Raw genomic sequence first — 17443 nt, forward strand, 5'->3', positions numbered from 1 at the left:
GCCGCATGACGCCCACCGCCCTCCTCCAAAAATGGTCCGTTTCCGGTGCCGCCGAATCTTCCAACGCCCAGTCGTTCACCAACGACATCTGCGTGTTGCTCGGCGTAGCGAAGCCCGACCCGACGCGGCCCGACGAGAGCCAGAATACCTACGTTTTCGAAAAGTCCGTCCCCTCCCCGCGCGGCGTCAAAAAGGTGGACTGCTACAAACGCGGCCACTTCATCCTGGAAAACAAGCAGGGCGCGGCGGGCGCGGACGCAGGTGCCGTGCTGAGCGCCAAGAAGCAAGCCGAGCAACGCGCCCGCAAGACCGGCCACGGCAAACGCGGCACGGCGGCCTGGGACACGGCCATGGAAAAAGCCCGAAAACAAGCCGAAAACTACGCCCGCCTGCTGGCCGGCGACGAGATCGCCGGCGGCCGCCCGCCCTTCATCCTCGTCGCCGACGTCGGCCACAGCATCGCCGTGTACGCCGACTGGTCGCGCGCCGGCGGCCACTACCAACCCTTCCCCGACCCCAACAACTACCGCATCCCCCTGGCCGACCTCGCCCGCGAAGACATCCGGGAACGCCTCCGCCTTATCTGGACGGACCCGCTCAGCCTCGACCCCGCCCGCCGCAGCGCACGCGTGACAAAAGACATTGCTGATAGCTTGGCAAAATTAGCCAAATCTTTAGACGAAAACTTGTCTAATAATTTGAAGGTCAATACCTTAGCAACGAGCAACGAGCAACGAGCAACGAGCAACGAGCAACGAGCAACGAGCAACGAGCAACGAGCAACGAGCAGAATTTCTCATGCGTTGTCTCTTTACCATGTTCGCCGAGGACGTCGGTCTTCTGGAAGATCGCGCCTTCACCAGATTACTGGAGGACTGTCGTCGCAAGCCCGTTAGTTTCGTTCCGAAAATAACCGAGTTATGGAATAAAATGAATACCGGCGGTTACTCGGTCGTCCTCGACGCCCAGATCCGCCGCTTCAACGGCGGCCTGTTCGCCGACACCACGGCCGTAGCCCTCAACGAAGACCAGGTCCAGCTCCTCCTCGAAGCCGCCAACGCCGACTGGAAGGAGGTGGAGCCCGCCATCTTCGGCACCCTGCTCGAACGCGCCCTCGACCCCCGCGAACGCCACAAACTCGGCGCCCACTACACGCCGCGCGCCTACGTGGAGCGCCTCGTGCAACCCACCATCATGGAGCCGCTGCGGCGGGAGTGGGACGGCGTGCAGGCCGCCGCCCTCAAACTCACCAACGAGGGCAAGAACGACGCGGCCGTGGTCACCATCGAACGCTTTTTGCAGCGCCTGGCCGACCTCCGCGTGCTCGACCCCGCGTGCGGCAGCGCCAACTTCCTCTACGTCACGCTCGAACTGCTCAAGCGGCTGGAGGGCGAGGTCCGCAACGTCCTGCGCGGCCTGGGCCAGGGGCAGATCAGCATCGGCCTGACCGGGGCCACGATCACGCCCGAAAACATGCTCGGCATCGAGCTCAACCCCCGCGCCGCCAAGATCGCCGAGCTCGTCCTCTGGATCGGCTACCTCCAGTGGCACTTGCGTAGCACCGGCGACCTGGCCGACCTCGGCGACCCCGTCCTGCGCGACTACCACAACATCGAAAACCGCGACGCCGTCCTGGCCTGGGACCACGCCGAAGACGTACTGGATGACGACGGCAACCCGGTCACCCGCTGGGACGGCGTGACGTACAAAACCCACCCGGTCACGGGCGAACAAGTGCCGGATGATTTGGCGCGGACGCGGGTGCAGCGGTTAGTGGGTGCAAAAGCTACGACCTGGCCGCGGGCGGATTTTATTGTTGGGAATCCTCCGTTTATTGGGGATAAGCGGATGAATGACACCCTTGGAAAGGAGTATGTCACAGCACTTAGAAAAGTATATTCAAAGCTGCCAAACAGTATTGATTTTGTTATGTATTGGTGGTTTAAATCCGGGTTAGAAGTACATAGTGGTAATTCTGTTCAATTTGGATTGATAACTACCAATAGTATAAAGCAAACTTTTAATCGCAGAGTAATAGAGGAATTTCTAAATCATAAGAAACCTTTATCACTAAAATTTGCAATTCCCGATCACCCTTGGGTAGATTCTCAAGACGGCGCGGCGGTTCGAATCGCTATGAGTGTCGTAAGTAAAGGTGAGGAAGAGGGAGTCCTGAACAAGATTGGAACAGATAATATTCTATTTGCCCAGATTGGTAAAATTTATTCTGATTTAACCATCGGGGCAAATATAGCAGGCACAATAACTCTCGCTGCAAATATTAACGTGGCGTCAATAGGCGTAGTCCTGATTGGCAAAGGCTTCTTCGTAGACGAAACGTTTCCACAGTCAGAAATTGTTAAAGAATTTATTGGAGGAAGAGATATTACACAGAACAACAGAAACTTAAGAGTTATCGATGCTTTTGGCCTGGAAATTCAGCAACTACTCAGCGAATATCCAAGAGAGTATCAATGGCTACGCGATAAAGTAAAACCCATCAGAGATCAAAACAATAGAAAAGTTCGACGCGATAACTGGTGGATCTTTGGAGAGCCAAATCCGTCACTCCGGGATCGCGTAATTGGGTTAGAAAAAATCATCGTAACACCGAGAACCGCTAAACACAGATTTTTTACTTTGTTAAATAGTTCTACTGTTCCGGAAAGTGAAGTGATTTGCATTACGTTGGATGACAACTACTTCCTTGGCGTCTTATCTTCTAAAATTCACACTCTATTTGCTGATCTTGCTGGAGGCCGGATGGGTATAGGCAATGACTCTAGATACATGCATTCTAGAACCTTCGAAACCTTCCCCTTCCCAACCCCCACCGAACCCCAAAAAATCCACATCCGCAACCTAGCCGAGCGCCTCGACGCCCACCGTAAGCGCCAGCAGACCCAGCATGAAAAGTTAACCATGACGGGGATGTACAACGTTCTGGAGCAAGTCCGCGCCGGCGAACCGCTGACGGATAAGGAAAAGAATATCTACGACCACGGCCTCGTCGGCATCCTCCGCGAGCTGCACGACGAGCTGGATGCGGCCGTCGCGCTGGCCTACGGCTGGCCGGCCGATCTGGAGGAACAGGAGATTTTACAACGCCTCGTCGACCTCAACGCCGTGCGGGCGGCCGAGGAAGCCCGGGGGCTCGTCCGCTGGCTCCGCCCCGAGTACCAGGCCCCGGATGAGGTCCGCGGCGTCCAGTCCGCCCTGGAGCTAGACGACGACGCCCCCGCCCCCGTCGTCGTGGAAGCCCGCAAGTGGCCGGCTACCCTGGCCGCGCGGGCCACGGCGCTGCGCGAGTTACTGGCCGTGGCCGGTGAGCGGGATTTGTCGCTGGCCGCCGTGGCGACGGCCTTTAAACCGAAACTGACCAAGACGAAACTGGCCGAGGCGGAAGGGTTACTGGACACGCTGGTGGCGTTAGGGCAGGCGGAGGTTGGGGATGGGGGGTGGCATTTGGTTTGAGGGGTTGGGTTACTAACAGCAATTTTTTGAGCCAAAAATGGACAAAAACATACTTGAATTCACGAATCATTATGTTATTACGTGAATACGATCACAAAACATCATGCTGGTTCACACCAGAACAAGACAGCATCACTAACACCGAAGGAGTAGTCAACCCTGGAAAGGCAATCATAATTGTCACCCCTCCCCCCGGACGTGCGGGGCATTCAATGCCAAGAATCCCCACCCGCAGCGCGTAGCTGCCTTCATCTTTACGCACCTAATGAACAACGCCACCTTCTGAGAAGAAAGTGGCGTTGCTAATTAGGTTCTAGTTAATGCGGTTAATTAAACCGCCTGAATAGTACCGCTCGAAATATCTGATAAATTCAATTAAATATAACCTTCAACATCTCCTTCTGCTCTCCGTACATCGCCTTAATATCATCCACCGTACGCTCGTAAACCTGGTCCGTCGCCACTTTTTTCAGCAAGCCCATCATGTCGCTGATGAATTCGTACCGCTCCGGGTCGTTTTCCGGCAGGGTAATGTCGAGTAATTCTTTAATGGTTTTCTCGGCCAGTTTGGGCTGCACCCGGGGGTGCTCCAGAAAGAAAGGAATGAGGGTACTGACGGCGTCGAGCCGTTCGTAGTCTTCGGCGAGGAAGCTAGCTAGCTTATCCTGGTCACCCGCGGCCGCCAGGTAGTCCAAATACGCCGCGGCGTGCGTGCTCCGGAGGGTGGCCGTGGCCTTTTGCTCCACTTCCGGGCGCCGTTCGATGACGTACTGTAGGGTTTCGACGGTGGGGATGGCTTTGAGGTAGTCGTCCAGCCAGTTGAGTTCGCACTCGGCACCTTCGTAATCGGCGGCCAGTTGAATGCGGACGCGGTAGATCTCCGAGCGGTCGGCGTCGAGCTCGTAGTTGTAGGCCGTGGCCAGTCGCTCGTCGAGCCGGGTGATGGTGCCGAGCGGGATGTCGCTTTCATCGTCGTCATCGTCGTCGAAAACGGGCGTTACTTCAATTTCCGGGCGCGGTTGCGAAATGACTTCCCACACCGGCGGCGTGTCTTCCGGGGTATCCGCAGTCACTTCTTCGGGGGCGGCCACCGGGGCCGACGTAGTTTTTCTGGCTGCCACCTCCTTGCTGGGTACATGACCCGGCACGAGCTGGTCGCGCAGTTCCACCGGGACGTGCTCGACTAGCAGGTTAGCGAGTTGCCGGCGATTGAGCTGAATGAGCTCCTTAATCAGGTCTGCGTTCGGGTCCGTGGCGGTGGCCGGACCGGTGTTCGGCGTCCGCTCGATATTATTGGTCTCGCCGTTGCGCGGTGCGCGCTTGCCCCGCCGCGAATTTGTCCGCCCGTTAGCTCCGGCCTCTGCTTCCTGATTCGGCGTCGACGTGCGGTCCTCCGCCTGTTTCTGCTCCTCCTGGCGCGGCGCCCTTTTCCCGCGTTTGGATTTCCGTTCGGTTCCTTTCGTTGCGGCGGGCTCGGGGGTCGTTTCCGGTGTGTTATTTTCCGGTTGGTCCGCGTCTAGTTTGCGGGCCGTTCTTTTTCCGCGCTGGGGTTTCCTGGGTGCGGCTTCCTCGGTTGCTGGCTGTGGCGCGGCTTCTCCCGCGTTCGTCGCGGGCGCTTCCGGCGTGTCCTTGCGGGAGGTCTTATTTCGCGAAGCGCGTGCTTTTTTGCTCTTCTTTTCCGCTTTACCGGCTTGCTTATCAGCCCGCGGCGGGGTGGGTGTGGGCTCAGTCTCGGGCTCAGCTTCGGGTTCTTGCCCAACTACCTCCGCCGTCTGGGCCAACACGGCTGCTCCGTCCGCGCCCAAATCGTCAACGACCCAGAGGAAGGCGGCAATGTGCTTGCAGGGCCCCTTGGTGTAGCGGCAAGTGCAGGTGACGCTCACTTCCTGGCCGTCGGTCTCGAGGCGCTGCTGGGCGCGGCCACGGGCTTTGAACACGGCGGTCGCAACGCCGGGCTGGGTATCGGTGAGCTCCACTTTATTCTTTTGGTAGAGCGCTGCGGCTTCGTCGTAGACGGTGGTGGTGAAAGCAGTCCCGGAATTTTCTTCCACCCAATTCGTATAGCGGGCGTAAAATGGCTCAGTACCCGTCAGGGTAAAATTCAATTTTGGCATAGTCGTAAAGTAGCCCCGGTTAAAAAAATGCTGATTTGTGTGGGGCAAATAAATGGTAACGGCTGAGGCGGCGGTGTCGTTCAATGCACACGCCGCTTTCGGTAGGCCAGTATTACCGCCGGCAAATTTAGTTATTTATTTGATGATGTTCGTGCCCACTCCGTGTGTGGGTAATGTGAAGGGTAGGTTGCGCGGTCGCGGGTGCAAGCAAAATGGGATAAGTGCCGGCGGGGCGGGCACGGCAAAGCCGCTAGCTCCGTGATCGGGAACTAGCGGCCTGCGCGCCTTCGCGCTCGAACGCGGTTTACTGCATAACGACCCGCCTTTGGTACTCCTTACCGGCAACGACCACCCGTACGGTATAAACGCCCTTCGTTTTGAATACGGCCCTGGGAATGAGCACGCGGTCCCCACCAGTCATCCGCGTTATTTCCCGGCCGGTAATGTCGTGGACGGTCAGGTTAATTTCACCGACTTCCGCTGCGCCAACGACCCGAACGGTCACGTCCTCCGTACCGACGGGGTTAGGAAAAACGTTCAGTCGAATTCCACCATTACTAATTGCGTCTAATTCATTACCGGAGGCATTGCTAGCGCGGCTACTCGCACCACCCGCCCGGATGATGTTCCACTGTTGGTTTACGTTACCGGTACTAAAATTCCAGGTGTGTACGATCTTATCCGGGCCCGGTTTGCGGTCCGCCGCCTGGCTGGTGCAGTGACTTGGCCGCAGGAAGTATTTTCCTCCGCTCAGGGTGACTTGCCACCGCTGGTGGGCCGAGCCGCCGCCCGTCCAGGTGGCGACTCTTTCACCTTTGCCACAGCCGGCGTTGGGGACTTCCAGGTAGCGGTTGTTACCCCGGTTGCGAATGGTGTACACATTATTTCCCAGGTGGTCGAACGTCCACTGTTGTACCCACCGGTTATTTACGCCGCCCATGACGACGGTCCCGCCGGTAGCCGTCAGGTTTTCGCCGACGTTCGGATTGCGCAGAAAATAGTTGCCGTTGGCAATGAGTTGCCCGCCGGTGGGGGCGGGGATGGTAATGTTTTTAATTACGCTAATGGAATACGGCGGCAGGAAAAGCGTGTTCTCACCGGAGCTGTTCCCTTGGCCCAGCAGGGCAAGCGGGTTGCGATCGAAAGGCACGTCACCGATGTCCTGCGACAAGTTATTGAACGCGAAGGCTTCGTGGCGGAAAGCACCCCGGTACTGCGCCCCGTTGAACTTGAGCGTCAGCTTCACGCGCTGGTTCGTTTTGTTGACCGCCAGCACTTGTGTTTCCCCGTTGCGCGTTACCGCGCGGGCGACGACGGCCTTGGAGTTACCGCGGAGCGTCTTGGTCGTTACGTCCGTTTTCAGCAGAGTACCGTCCTGAAATACACCCCGGAGGACTTCGTAAGTGGATCCGAAGCCAGTCTTTGCGGTTGACAAACTGTTTCCGCTGGTCGTCTGGCGGAAGAAGTTATTCGTTCCGTGAATCTGAAACCAGTTGGCGTATTTGTAAATATTCTGATTCTCGAACAGGTAGAGGTAAGCGTCCGCCATGCCGAGGTAGCTGGCCGCGCGGTAACCACCGCTGACGCCCCATTCGGTGAGCCAGATTTCTTTGTTGGCCGCCACGCCACTGCGCATGAAACGCATATCTTCTTCAAGGATGAGCGGAGAGGTGAGTAGCGTACGGTAATTATCCTGCGTCGGCGTACCCCCTTTTCCGGCGTTAACGTAGCGGTGCATGGTGAGGGCATCGTAGTGGCTGCCGTCGCCCTTGATGATGCGGTTGTATTCGGTGTGGTCGATGTTTGCGGTCCGCCCGGTGCCTTCGCCCCGCCGCCAGGAGGTGGTAATCGATAGTTTGGTACCGAAGTTGTTCCGCTTGAACGCGGCGGACATTTCCCGGCAGGCCCGCAGGTAATCCGCCGGTTCTTTGAGGCGGTTGCTCCGCTGGTCCTTCCAGAAGTGCTCGTTGCCCATTTCGACGTGGGTGACGGCGAAGCCCTTCGCGCGGTGGTCGCGGACGCGGCGTACCGCTTTGTTGGTGGCATCGTTGTACAGCATGCTAAAGGTCCAGAGCACGTCGAAATCCCGCTCGTCGTGCAGTTGTTTGAGGCCGTCGAAGCCGAACGTCCAGTCGTACTGCACGTTCCCGCGGATCACCTCCTGGAAGCCACCGAATTCGTAGTCGTCTCGGAGCACGGGCTTGTCCTCTTCCCAGTCGTACCAGTTGGACCACACGCCGTGCGGAAACCGCACGGAAACGGGTGCGAAATCGCGCATGAATGCTTTGGCTCGGAAATTGTCGTAACCATCCAGGGCAAAGACGCCGGAGTCCCAACCGATGTTGACGGACAGCAGGCGATTATTAACGGGTTCCTTTACGTCCGACCGGACGTTCACTTCGGCGGTAACGGTGCCGAGCCCCTGAAAGGGATACGCTTGCGCGTGGAGTTGACCGGACGTAGCCGGTAGTGCAACCCCCAGCAGGAGGATCGCAAACAAATAAAAATTTCGCATGGACTTGGTTGGTTAAAAACTATTTTGAAGAAAGGCTTGAAAACTAAAAGCGTAGTACTAAACTCCAGGTCGGCCAAAAGTAGGGCCGGCCGGCTGGCCCACCAAATAATGCACCAATTAATTTCATTATACGATGCCACTATTCGTTATTTTAGTTGGCGTATCTCCGTAATACACTAATAATTACTTACGTTTCCTTGGTAACCCAAATTTTAGTTGCTCGTCAAATATTTCAGTTTTCATTTGAGCGGCAATCGATTGCGGTTAATTGGCAATCGATTGCTATTTATTACCTATCAAGTAAAATAGCTTTGTCGAATTGTTTGGCGCGGACGCAGGTGCAAGAATAATCAGGTAAAGCAGGGAGTATTAGGCGTAACCCGTTGCGCGTAATTATTGTCGCTACGTGACGGGACGGAATACGTGAGTCAACGTTTTTAACACAAAAAACATAAAAGCAGAAGAGAATGCACAAAATGACGGTGAGCAGCGACCTCCGTAGCTACGCTGTTTTGTACTTATGTTTCCTTGTGTGTTTTCTGTGTTCCCTCTTCTTAGCGCGCGTCTGGCAGCTTCCGAGTGATCCCACTAACTGATGTCACGCAGATTATTTCGCCACATAGCACGAAGTACTGCGAAGCAAAACACAAAAGCACAAAAATCGGCGTACGGCTACGCCGAAACACCAATTTACTTATTCTTGTGTGTTTTTGTGTTTGTGTGGCATAATCCGGTTGCGTAAGATCAGTTACTAAGCCAACACCGCCTTCAGCTCATTCAACTTCATCATGCACTCGATCGGCGTCATCTGATTAAGGTTGAGTTCTTCCAGCATGGCTTTGAGTTTCCCCGCCGTGGGGTCTACCGTTTCGAAGATACTCAGCTGGGGGGCGGGTTGGGAGAACTGGTTGGCGGCAATCTTCGGGGAGGCCGGTACCCCACCCTGCTTTTTACCGTTCGGCTTATCACCCGCGGCCGCGACACGCGAGTTAGTCCCGGACTCTGTCGGGACGCCCATATCCAAACTACCCTGGTCGATGTGCTGACTTTCTAGTTGCGCCAGAATATCCGTCGCCCGGTGCACGATCTCCGGCGGCATACCCGCCATCTGCGCGACGTGGATGCCAAAACTGTGCGCACTCCCTCCAGGAATCAACTTGCGCAGAAAAATGATCTTCCCCGCGTGCTCCTTGATGGCGATCGAGTAATTCTTGACCCGGTCGAGCCGGTCGGCCAACTCGTTAAGCTCGTGGTAGTGCGTAGCGAAAAGTGTCTTGGGCCGCGCGCGTCCATTACTGTGCAAATACTCGGCGATGGCCCAAGCGATCGAGATACCATCGAAGGTCGACGTACCCCGGCCGATCTCGTCCAGCAAGATCAAACTCCGGTCCGTAATATTATTCATAATACTCGCCGTCTCATTCATCTCCACCATGAAAGTCGATTCCCCCGAAGAGATATTATCGCTCGCCCCGACGCGCGTAAATACTCGGTCGACGAGCCCCAACCGCGCCGCTTTGGCCGGCACGAAACTGCCCATCTGCGCCATGAGTGAAATAAGGGCCGTCTGCCGCAACAGCGCCGATTTACCCGCCATATTTGGCCCGGTAATCATGATGATCTGCTGATTACTCGTATCGAGTTTGACATCATTGGGCACGTACCGCTCCCCCACCCCGAGCTGCTTTTCGATGACGGGGTGGCGGCCTTCCTCGATGTCGATATCCTGCGTATCGTCCAGCACCGGCTCACAGTAACGGTTCCGGTTGGCGAGCTTGGCGTGGCTCAGTAGGCAGTCCAGCCGGCCAATGTGTAGCGCATTCGCCTGGACGGGGCCGATGTATTGCTGGAGCCAGATGACGAGTTCCTCATAAAGGGTCTCTTCGCGCTGGAGAATTAAGTCTTCCGCGTTAAGAATTTTGTCTTCGAGCTCTTTAAGCTCTTCCGTGATGTAGCGCTCCGCGTTGGCAAGGGTTTGCTTGCGCGTCCACTCGGGCGGAGCGTCGTTTTTGTGCTTGTTGGTGACTTCGAGGTAATAGCCGAAGACGTTATTAAAACCGATCTTCAGATTAGTAATGCCGGTGCGCTTGGCTTCCCGTTCCTGGATGCCGGCGAGTCGCTTTTTACCGTTACGGGTAATGTCGCGCAGGTCGTCGAGTTCGGGGTCGAAGTCGTCGGCGATCACACCTCCTTTGTTGAGGTTTACGGCAGGGCTTTCTTTTACTTGCCGATTAATCTCGTCACAAACGGCCGGCAGCGCATCCAGCTTTTTGGCCATTGCGGATAAAATCTCGTTGCCGGAGCCAGCGAGCAATTTTTTGATCGGCCCGATGGCGCAGAGTGCCTGGGCGAGCGCCCGAACTTCGCGGGGATTTACCCGTCCGAGAGGAACCTTCGAAATGAGACGTTCCAAATCACCGATCTCTTTGAGGGCGGCATCCACATCCTGCAATAGGACCGGGCTACCCACAAAAGCACGGACGACGGAATGGCGCGCGCGAATGGCCTCCACGTCAATTAAAGGTAGTACCACCCACTTCCGCAGCAACCGCCCACCCATCGGCGTGACGGTGTGGTCCATCACGTTCACCAATGGGACGCCACCGTCGTGGGGGCTGTAGAGCAGTTCGAGATTGCGAATCGTGAAGCGGTCGAGCCAAACGTAGCGGTCGTTGGCCAGCCGGGCGATGCGGGTGACGTGCTGGAGGTTACGATTTTCGGTGGATTCGAGGTAGTGGAGTACGCCGCCGGCCGCGATCTGTGCCTGCTTCATTCCTTCGATTCCGAATCCCTTTAGCGTAATGGCTTTAAATTGCTTAAGGAGCTTTTCCTGGGTATAATCTTCGGTGAAAATCCACTCGTCGCGGGCGGTGAGGTAGAAGCGGTCGCCGAAGCGTTCCGGGAAGTCTTTGCGGTGTTCCTTGCTGATCAGCACTTCCTTCGGTTGGAAGCTTTGCAGCAGTTTATCGACGTAATCGGCCGCACCTTCGGCGACGAGGAATTCACCGGTAGAAATATCCAGCAAGGCCAGCCCGAATAAGTCTTTTTTGCCGCCGGAATAAGTAACGCAGGCCAGAAAATTATTGAGCTTGTGTTCGAGCAGTTTGTCGCTGGTGGCGAGGCCCGGCGTAACGATCTCGGTCACGCCCCGCTTGACGATCTTCTTTTCCTTCGATGGCTTTTCGAGCTGTTCGCAGATGGCGACGCGGAAGCCGGATTTGATGAGGCGGGGCAGGTACACGTCGAGGCTGTGGTAGGGAAAACCGGCTAGTTCGACGTCGGAGCCGCCGTTGTTGCGGCTGGTCAGGGTGATGCCGAGCGTTTGGCTGGCTTTGACGGCGTCTTCGCCGAAGGTCTCGTAAAAATCACCGACGCGGAAGAGCAGCAGGGCGTCCGGGTGCTTGGCCTTGACCTTGTTGTACTGGGCCATCAGGGGGGTTACCTTTTTGGACTTTTTGCTTGCTTTTGCCATTGGGGCTAAGGTAGGGCGTTTGGCGGGTTCTGGAGGAAAGGGATTAGGAAGAAAGTAAGCGAAGATTGAATGAATTACTAAAGGGGGATTGTTGGCACGCTTGTGCACGTCTCGTCATACTCAGGTTCTGATGTTACGCAGATTTTTTTGGCCAAAAAAACATAAAAGCACAGAAAAAACTCTTTTTGGTTACGCCAAAACACCACTTACCTGCGCTTTTGTGATTTGCTTCGCAGTATTTCATGCATCGTGATTTTGTGGCAAAATCTGGTCACGTGAGGTCAGTTAATATTCGCCGTCTACCTGCTATTGAGGTCGTAACCACGTAACTTGGCTGAATGAATCCGGAAGACCCAAGCTCAGAATTCCTCTTTTCTACCGAGCTTGTAGATTATCAATCCAGCGAAGGCCGGCGGCACCGGAATCATCGCCACCCGCAGTTTTTTCAGTTGACTTTTGTCACGGCCGGCGAGGGATTACATTACGTCGGGGATGCGGCACCGCCCTTAGTGCCGGGGGGGCTTTATTTGGTGGCTCCGCAAACGGCGCATGCCTGTTCGGGACGGGGTTTGCGGGGTCGGCTTTGCCACTTTTCGCCGGATCTGCTCAGTTACGAGCTGCGGTTACGACTTCATCAAACCTATTACTTTACGCGTTTTCCCGCCGAGAGCTGGCCATTGATTACGGGCTTATTCGATCACCTGGCCAAGCCTGCATCACCCAGTTTGGTGAAAACCTTGCTTCAATCCCTGCTGACCTTACTCCTCGAATCAGGGTATGCGGAGGCCGGGCCAATGGTGGAAAAGTCCAATCACCATCTGGCGCAAGGGTTTTTGGCGCTGGCGCGGGTGCATTATGCTACGGAACGCAGGGTGAGTTGGTACGCAGCCCAATTACACTGCTCCACCAACCACCTTGGCACCTGCGTCCGCGCCCAAATCCAACGACCGCCCGGACAGTATTTACGGGAATTAGCGCTGGAAGACGCCCGCAATCGGCTACTTCAGGAAACCACCACCGTGTCCACTATCGCCGACGAACTGGGTTTTCGCGACGTGGATTATTTCTGGCGCTTCTTCAAAAAACACGTCGGCGTCACCCCGCTCGACTACCGAAACGGCCAGAAAGACCCACGAAAAGTCCAGACGGGCGCGACTTAATTTTGCCCCCATGCACATCGCCGAAATCAACATCGCCCGCATGCAGGCGCCCCTCGACGCGGATTCCATGAAGGAGTTCCGCGATTTTCTCGACCCCGTCAACGCCCTGGCCGAATCAAGCCCCGGCTTCGTCTGGCGCTACGAGGAGGGGGCCGGCGTACAGGAAAAACAGCCCGCCCCACCCTTCGGCGACGGGCTCATTATTGTCAATCTGTCCGTCTGGGAAAGCGTGGAGCAACTTCGCGACTTCACCTTCCAGACCGTCCACAGCTATTTTCTGCGTAAGCGCGGTCGCTGGTTCACTGGCCTCGGCCACCCGCAGGTTGCCTGTTGGTGGGTAGCAAAAGGCGCGCGGCCTACGGTTGCGGAAGCTAAGGCAAAGTTAGAGCTATTACAAAGGATTGGTACCTCGGAGGCAGCTTTTGCGCTCTCGGACAACTACCCCGCATCAATAAAGGGAATTGGAAAAGCGGCTGATGCATAAATCCAATATTGCCATTGGCTAAGTATAAAACTCACCAAAAATGCCAAACGCCTAATTGCATTTTTGCTTAGCGCTGATGGCCGACTTTCTTACTGAAGCGACTACGCTAGCTTATAGCGCTACTTATCCTAAGATTTTGTGCTTGAGCATAGGTTCAAAGTTGGCGAAGCCTATCTCGACACCTAATCCAAGCAATTTTCCCCTACTTTGCGCCAGTCCACAACCCGACGCCATGGCCAACTACTTCATCCCCTCCGAACAAGGACTACTCTCCCTAAAAAAATCCAGTAAACTAGTAGGCCTCAAACGCCACTCGGAAGACACCGAACTAGCGGGTGTAGACGCAAACATAATCCCCAGCCTCGGCGGCTTCGAAGTCGTTACCTTAACCGGCGAAGCGGGCGTAGATGACGCCCTCGACGAAGTCCGCAAGGGAGCAAACGTAGAAGTCGGCACCCACGTGTACTTTGCCGAAGGCGACAACCGCCCGGTCGTTCCCACCGGCGTGCTCTACGTGGAAATGGCCGAAGGCGTCGGCCTGGAAGAACGCGCCGTCCTCTTCGAAACCTTCGCCTTGGAAATTCTCGAAGACCGCGAAGACGGCACAATCGTCTGCCGGGTAACCGCCAAAAGCCCCAACCCCCTCAAGGTCGCCACCGCGCTGACGAACCTGAGCATGGTCATCAAAGCTTACCCCGACCTCGACGTGCCGCTTGATCAATACTTCAGCGAACCACGTGACGGCCTCATTTCCAGCCAGTGGCACCTTCAAAACGAGGGTAGTTTACGCGACGTACCCAACTTCCCACTGAAGATCGGTGCCGACGCGAAGGTCAAAGCCGCCTGGCGTCGGCTCGGCAACTTAGGCAATCCGAACATTGTCGTAGCCGTGATTGACAATGGTTTCGACCTGCGCCACCCGGACCTCGGCGGCAAATCCGTCGCGCCGCTGAATATCAATAATAATTCAAATAAACTCCCCACTGGCGCGCGCTTCGGTGACCACGCTACGCCCTGCGCAAGCGTGGCCGTCGCGGCGGCAAACGGTAGCGGATTGGTCGGGGCGGCCCCGCTGGCCAAACTCATGCCCCTGCACGGCCTGACGTATTCCAAATACCTAACCGAGCGCATGTTCAGCCACTGCATCCGCAACGGCGCGGACGTGATCAGTTGCAGCTGGGGCACGATCGACGGGCGCTACCGGCCGGATTCGGAGCACGCGCGGTCGGTGCGCAAGGCGCTCACGCAGGGGCGGGGTGGTAAGGGTTGCGTCATTGTATTCGCGGCGGGCAACGAAGGGCGCAACGTCATTAACTACTACGCCAATATCCCCGGCGTCATTGCCGTGGGGGCGAGCACGAGTTCGGACACGCACGCGAGCTATTCCAACCAGGGGCCGGGCATATCCGTCGTCGCGCCGTCGGACGGTGGCTGGCCGATCCTCGCCGCACGGGCGAATTGGGACGAAGGAAATACGCGACAGGCCGGTATTAAAAAGTATTACGTGGATGGGGTCGACCGCGGCCCGTATTACAAGCATTTTGGGGGGACGAGCGCGGCCACGCCCCTGGTTGCGGGTATTTGTGCGTTGATTCTTTCCGCTAACCCCAACTTGACGAGCGTGCAGGTAAAAAGCATCCTGGAAAGCACGGCGGATAAGATCGGTAATAAATGGGATTACGACGCGCGGGGGTATTCCAATAAATACGGCTTCGGTCGCGTCAATGCGGATGCGGCCGTAGCGGAAGCGCTACGTTTGAAGGCCGGCGGTACTTCGCGACCTACTCCGCCGCCACCCGCCCCGAGGCCGCCGGTCACGCCTCCAAGACGACCGCCCGCCCCGGCCCCGGCTAATCCGCCCCAGGTCAACGTTTCTGGCGGCGCGGGTCTGTACCGCTTCAGCGTGCGCCAGCAGGCAGCTACGGGCTACGGCCTGCAAATGAGCGTACTGGCGGAGCTATCGAACGTCCTGAAAGAAGTGGAGAGTGCGGAAAAACTTTACGGCTTACCGGTTATGGTGAGCATTAGCGCGGTGAACGGGCGGACGGCTTTCCGGATCTTGCTCGGGCCGTTTGCGACGCGGGCGGAGGGGTTGAGGGCGCGGTCGCGGGTGCAGGGGATTTCTGGGCGGGAGCCTTGGTTGCGGGGGTTGGGGGGGATTTAGGCAAGAAGGCAAATTAATTCGCGGCCAATCAAAATTCCAAGCGATCAAATGCACAAAGAACCCGCATACTTGGTAAGGCCTTTGAAGAACCCTCCATTAAAGCAAAACAAATACACCCTGCAATGATGTCTGTTTTAACAAAAATCAGACAAAGCGATTCTACGCATGAATACAATGGGACAAGAGATATCAGGCGGCTTCAAATTCACTACGGTGGCGTCGGTGTTTATGAATTTAGGTTCTTCCGTGGCCAAGCAGTAGAGCGTTTGGTTATTTTACTGAGACATTCAGACATTTTTCTGCTTCAAATGAGAGTAACTATAAAAGCATAAATGTACACCCTGAATAGTTATCTTCTATTTCCGCAATAGAATTCACACACATCAATTACAGAGCAATATACTCGTCATAACTTATTTTATACTCATAAATGATTCTGAATTATTTTGCGTAAGTCTTGCATCATATATGCCCCCCCCCTATATTTATAGAAAAAAGTGATTATGCTTAAGTTTGACCTCTACGTAAAATGTATTCTCTTATTATTATCGATCAGCATATTGTCCGGATGTGAAAGAAGCTTACTTTGAACCTACTCTGCAAGGTTTAGACACCAGTACCAGTAGTATCGATGTTGGAGATCACCAGGTTGTTCTATCTGAGGCAAGTCTTGTTGATCCAGGAAGATACTTTGATCCAGCTTTCATTGCTATGAGTTTCGATATTCAAGAACCGTCAATTGGACGAAAATCAATCTCCATTTTCATACCGAAGTCTGAAGAGAGCACCTCTTTCAAATTAAATATACCCTTATTGCTAGATGAATATTTAAGTAGCGGAGAGATAAAAGGTGATTATACGACGGCGAAGAATGCCTATACTGTCATAAAGGATTTGAACAGTGGAAGTGAGTTCCTCTTTATTAAGAGAGAGCATCAGCTACCAAACGCTCAATACAGCATTAACCGGAACGAAACAAAAGGCGATAGAGATTCTAAGTCTGGTTGTACTTGCTGGTACTGGGATACTTACGTGAATGGAGTGTTAGCGGATTCAGCTTTTTTGGGATGTAACTGCGCCTGTGAGGATCCCACAACAGCTATAACTTGTGGAGGCGGCGGCGGTGGAGGCACTAATGTTCACCTTAATAATGATCCCCCAGATTGCGAAAGTTTTCCGTATGAGGTGAACAGTGGCTTTACTAATCGAATCTCCGGAGCTCATAACGTATACTTCGACTATATTTCGTTTCAATGGCCGAATGGCATAGTTGACTTTGAGTTCGAATACCATAGATACACTTTTGACAATATATTATATTTTACGGCTCCATTACCGTTTACTAACGCCGAGAGCGCTAACCTTACTGCGGCAGCCATTAGTGAAGTAAACGATAGATTAAAAGATGCCTTTGGGCACAGTGGATGGGGATCTAACCCGTCGGCTGTTGAAAATTTTATTCTTAGCGCATTAAATGATGAGATGTCAGCGTGGGGTGGCACAGCGGGGCTCCAATCGAATGGTGCATCAGGTAATCAGATCGGCGTCTATAGTGAAACTTGGCTTCCTAGTGTCTGCAACTAGAAACTTCTATGCCATTCTCGTTATCAACGCAACAAAAAATATGGATTCACTTTTTATTTTAACACTATTCCTATCTAACCCTATAGTCAATGAATTCTCGAGCACTTTAAATGTGGAGAGGTTGACCCAAAGGATTACAATAGAAAAGATTAATCATTCGAACTTATCAGCACTGAGTGTCGACAATTTTTGTATTGAATTTAGTGACATTCAGGTCTGTGGAGAGGCTCTTCTGTCATCGTCTGCGGACAAGCGTTCACATTTGGTGTTTTTTAAAACGCACGATGACACTATGTGGAACCACATCGAAAGCTACGTTATGTCAAACTTTTCATCCATTCAAAATATGAATCATGTCTCTAATGCCGTCGCCCCACCAACTTTTTTCAGCTTTCCAAAATTTGTTTACAATAAAATGAGTTACGGGATAAGTGTAGTCCGTGCTAAGGATAAGCCTCTAGGAAAAAATGAAACAC

9 protein-coding genes are annotated in these 17443 nt (G+C 54.6%); 6 read left to right on the top strand and 3 right to left on the bottom strand.

All coding sequences use genetic code 11. From position 1 onward, the window contains the following. The first annotated feature begins 5 nt into the window (after positions 1–5). Together GGR27_RS17550 and GGR27_RS17555 are read left to right on the top strand one after the other, a co-directional pair. Entirely contained in the window at positions 6–896 is an 891-nt protein-coding gene (locus GGR27_RS17550; RefSeq protein WP_168039759.1) for a type IIL restriction-modification enzyme MmeI, read from the top strand. Beyond that, positions 799–3474: a class I SAM-dependent DNA methyltransferase gene (locus tag GGR27_RS17555; RefSeq protein WP_168039761.1), complete on the top strand. Its 2676-nt coding sequence runs from the start codon at positions 799–801 to the stop codon at positions 3472–3474. The genes GGR27_RS17550 and GGR27_RS17555 overlap by 98 nt, the downstream gene beginning before the upstream one ends. Positions 3475–3845: 371 nt before the next feature. On the opposite strand, the gene GGR27_RS17560 is transcribed toward GGR27_RS17555, so the two are convergent. The 3 genes from GGR27_RS17560 to mutS all read right to left on the bottom strand — a co-directional run bounded on the left by GGR27_RS17560 (position 3846) and on the right by mutS (position 11575). Next, the gene (locus GGR27_RS17560) at positions 3846–5588 is read right to left on the bottom strand and encodes an SWIM zinc finger family protein (protein ID WP_168039763.1); all 1743 of its coding nucleotides are present in this window, start codon (positions 5586–5588) and stop codon (positions 3846–3848) included. 304 nt (positions 5589–5892) lie between these two features. Continuing rightward, positions 5893–8103: an RICIN domain-containing protein gene (locus tag GGR27_RS17565; RefSeq protein ID WP_168039765.1), complete on the bottom strand. Its 2211-nt coding sequence runs from the start codon at positions 8101–8103 to the stop codon at positions 5893–5895. 751 nt (positions 8104–8854) lie between these two features. After that, positions 8855–11575, bottom strand: a complete 2721-nt coding sequence (gene mutS / locus GGR27_RS17570) for a DNA mismatch repair protein MutS (protein WP_168039767.1) — start codon at positions 11573–11575, stop codon at positions 8855–8857. A gap of 338 nt (positions 11576–11913) precedes the next feature. On the opposite strand from mutS, the gene GGR27_RS17575 reads away from it, so the two are divergent. The 4 genes from GGR27_RS17575 (at position 11914) to GGR27_RS17590 (ending at position 16967) form a co-directional block, all read left to right on the top strand. Next, positions 11914–12735 carry an AraC family transcriptional regulator gene (locus tag GGR27_RS17575; RefSeq protein ID WP_168039769.1) on the top strand — a complete coding sequence of 274 codons (822 nt, stop codon included), beginning with the start codon at positions 11914–11916 and terminating at the stop codon, positions 12733–12735. 10 nt (positions 12736–12745) lie between these two features. Then, the gene (locus GGR27_RS17580) at positions 12746–13219 is read left to right on the top strand and encodes a DUF3291 domain-containing protein (RefSeq protein WP_168039771.1); all 474 of its coding nucleotides are present in this window, start codon (positions 12746–12748) and stop codon (positions 13217–13219) included. A 232-nt stretch (positions 13220–13451) separates the two neighbouring features. Continuing rightward, the gene (locus GGR27_RS17585) at positions 13452–15383 is read left to right on the top strand and encodes a S8 family serine peptidase (RefSeq protein WP_168039773.1); all 1932 of its coding nucleotides are present in this window, start codon (positions 13452–13454) and stop codon (positions 15381–15383) included. 570 nt (positions 15384–15953) lie between these two features. Beyond that, a complete protein-coding gene (locus GGR27_RS17590; protein ID WP_168039775.1) occupies positions 15954–16967 on the top strand; it encodes a hypothetical protein in 1014 nt (337 codons plus the stop codon). The last annotated feature ends 476 nt before the right edge of the window (positions 16968–17443 follow it).

Source organism: Neolewinella antarctica (assembly GCF_011927835.1).
Taxonomy (GTDB): Bacteria; Bacteroidota; Bacteroidia; order Chitinophagales; family Saprospiraceae; genus Neolewinella; species Neolewinella antarctica.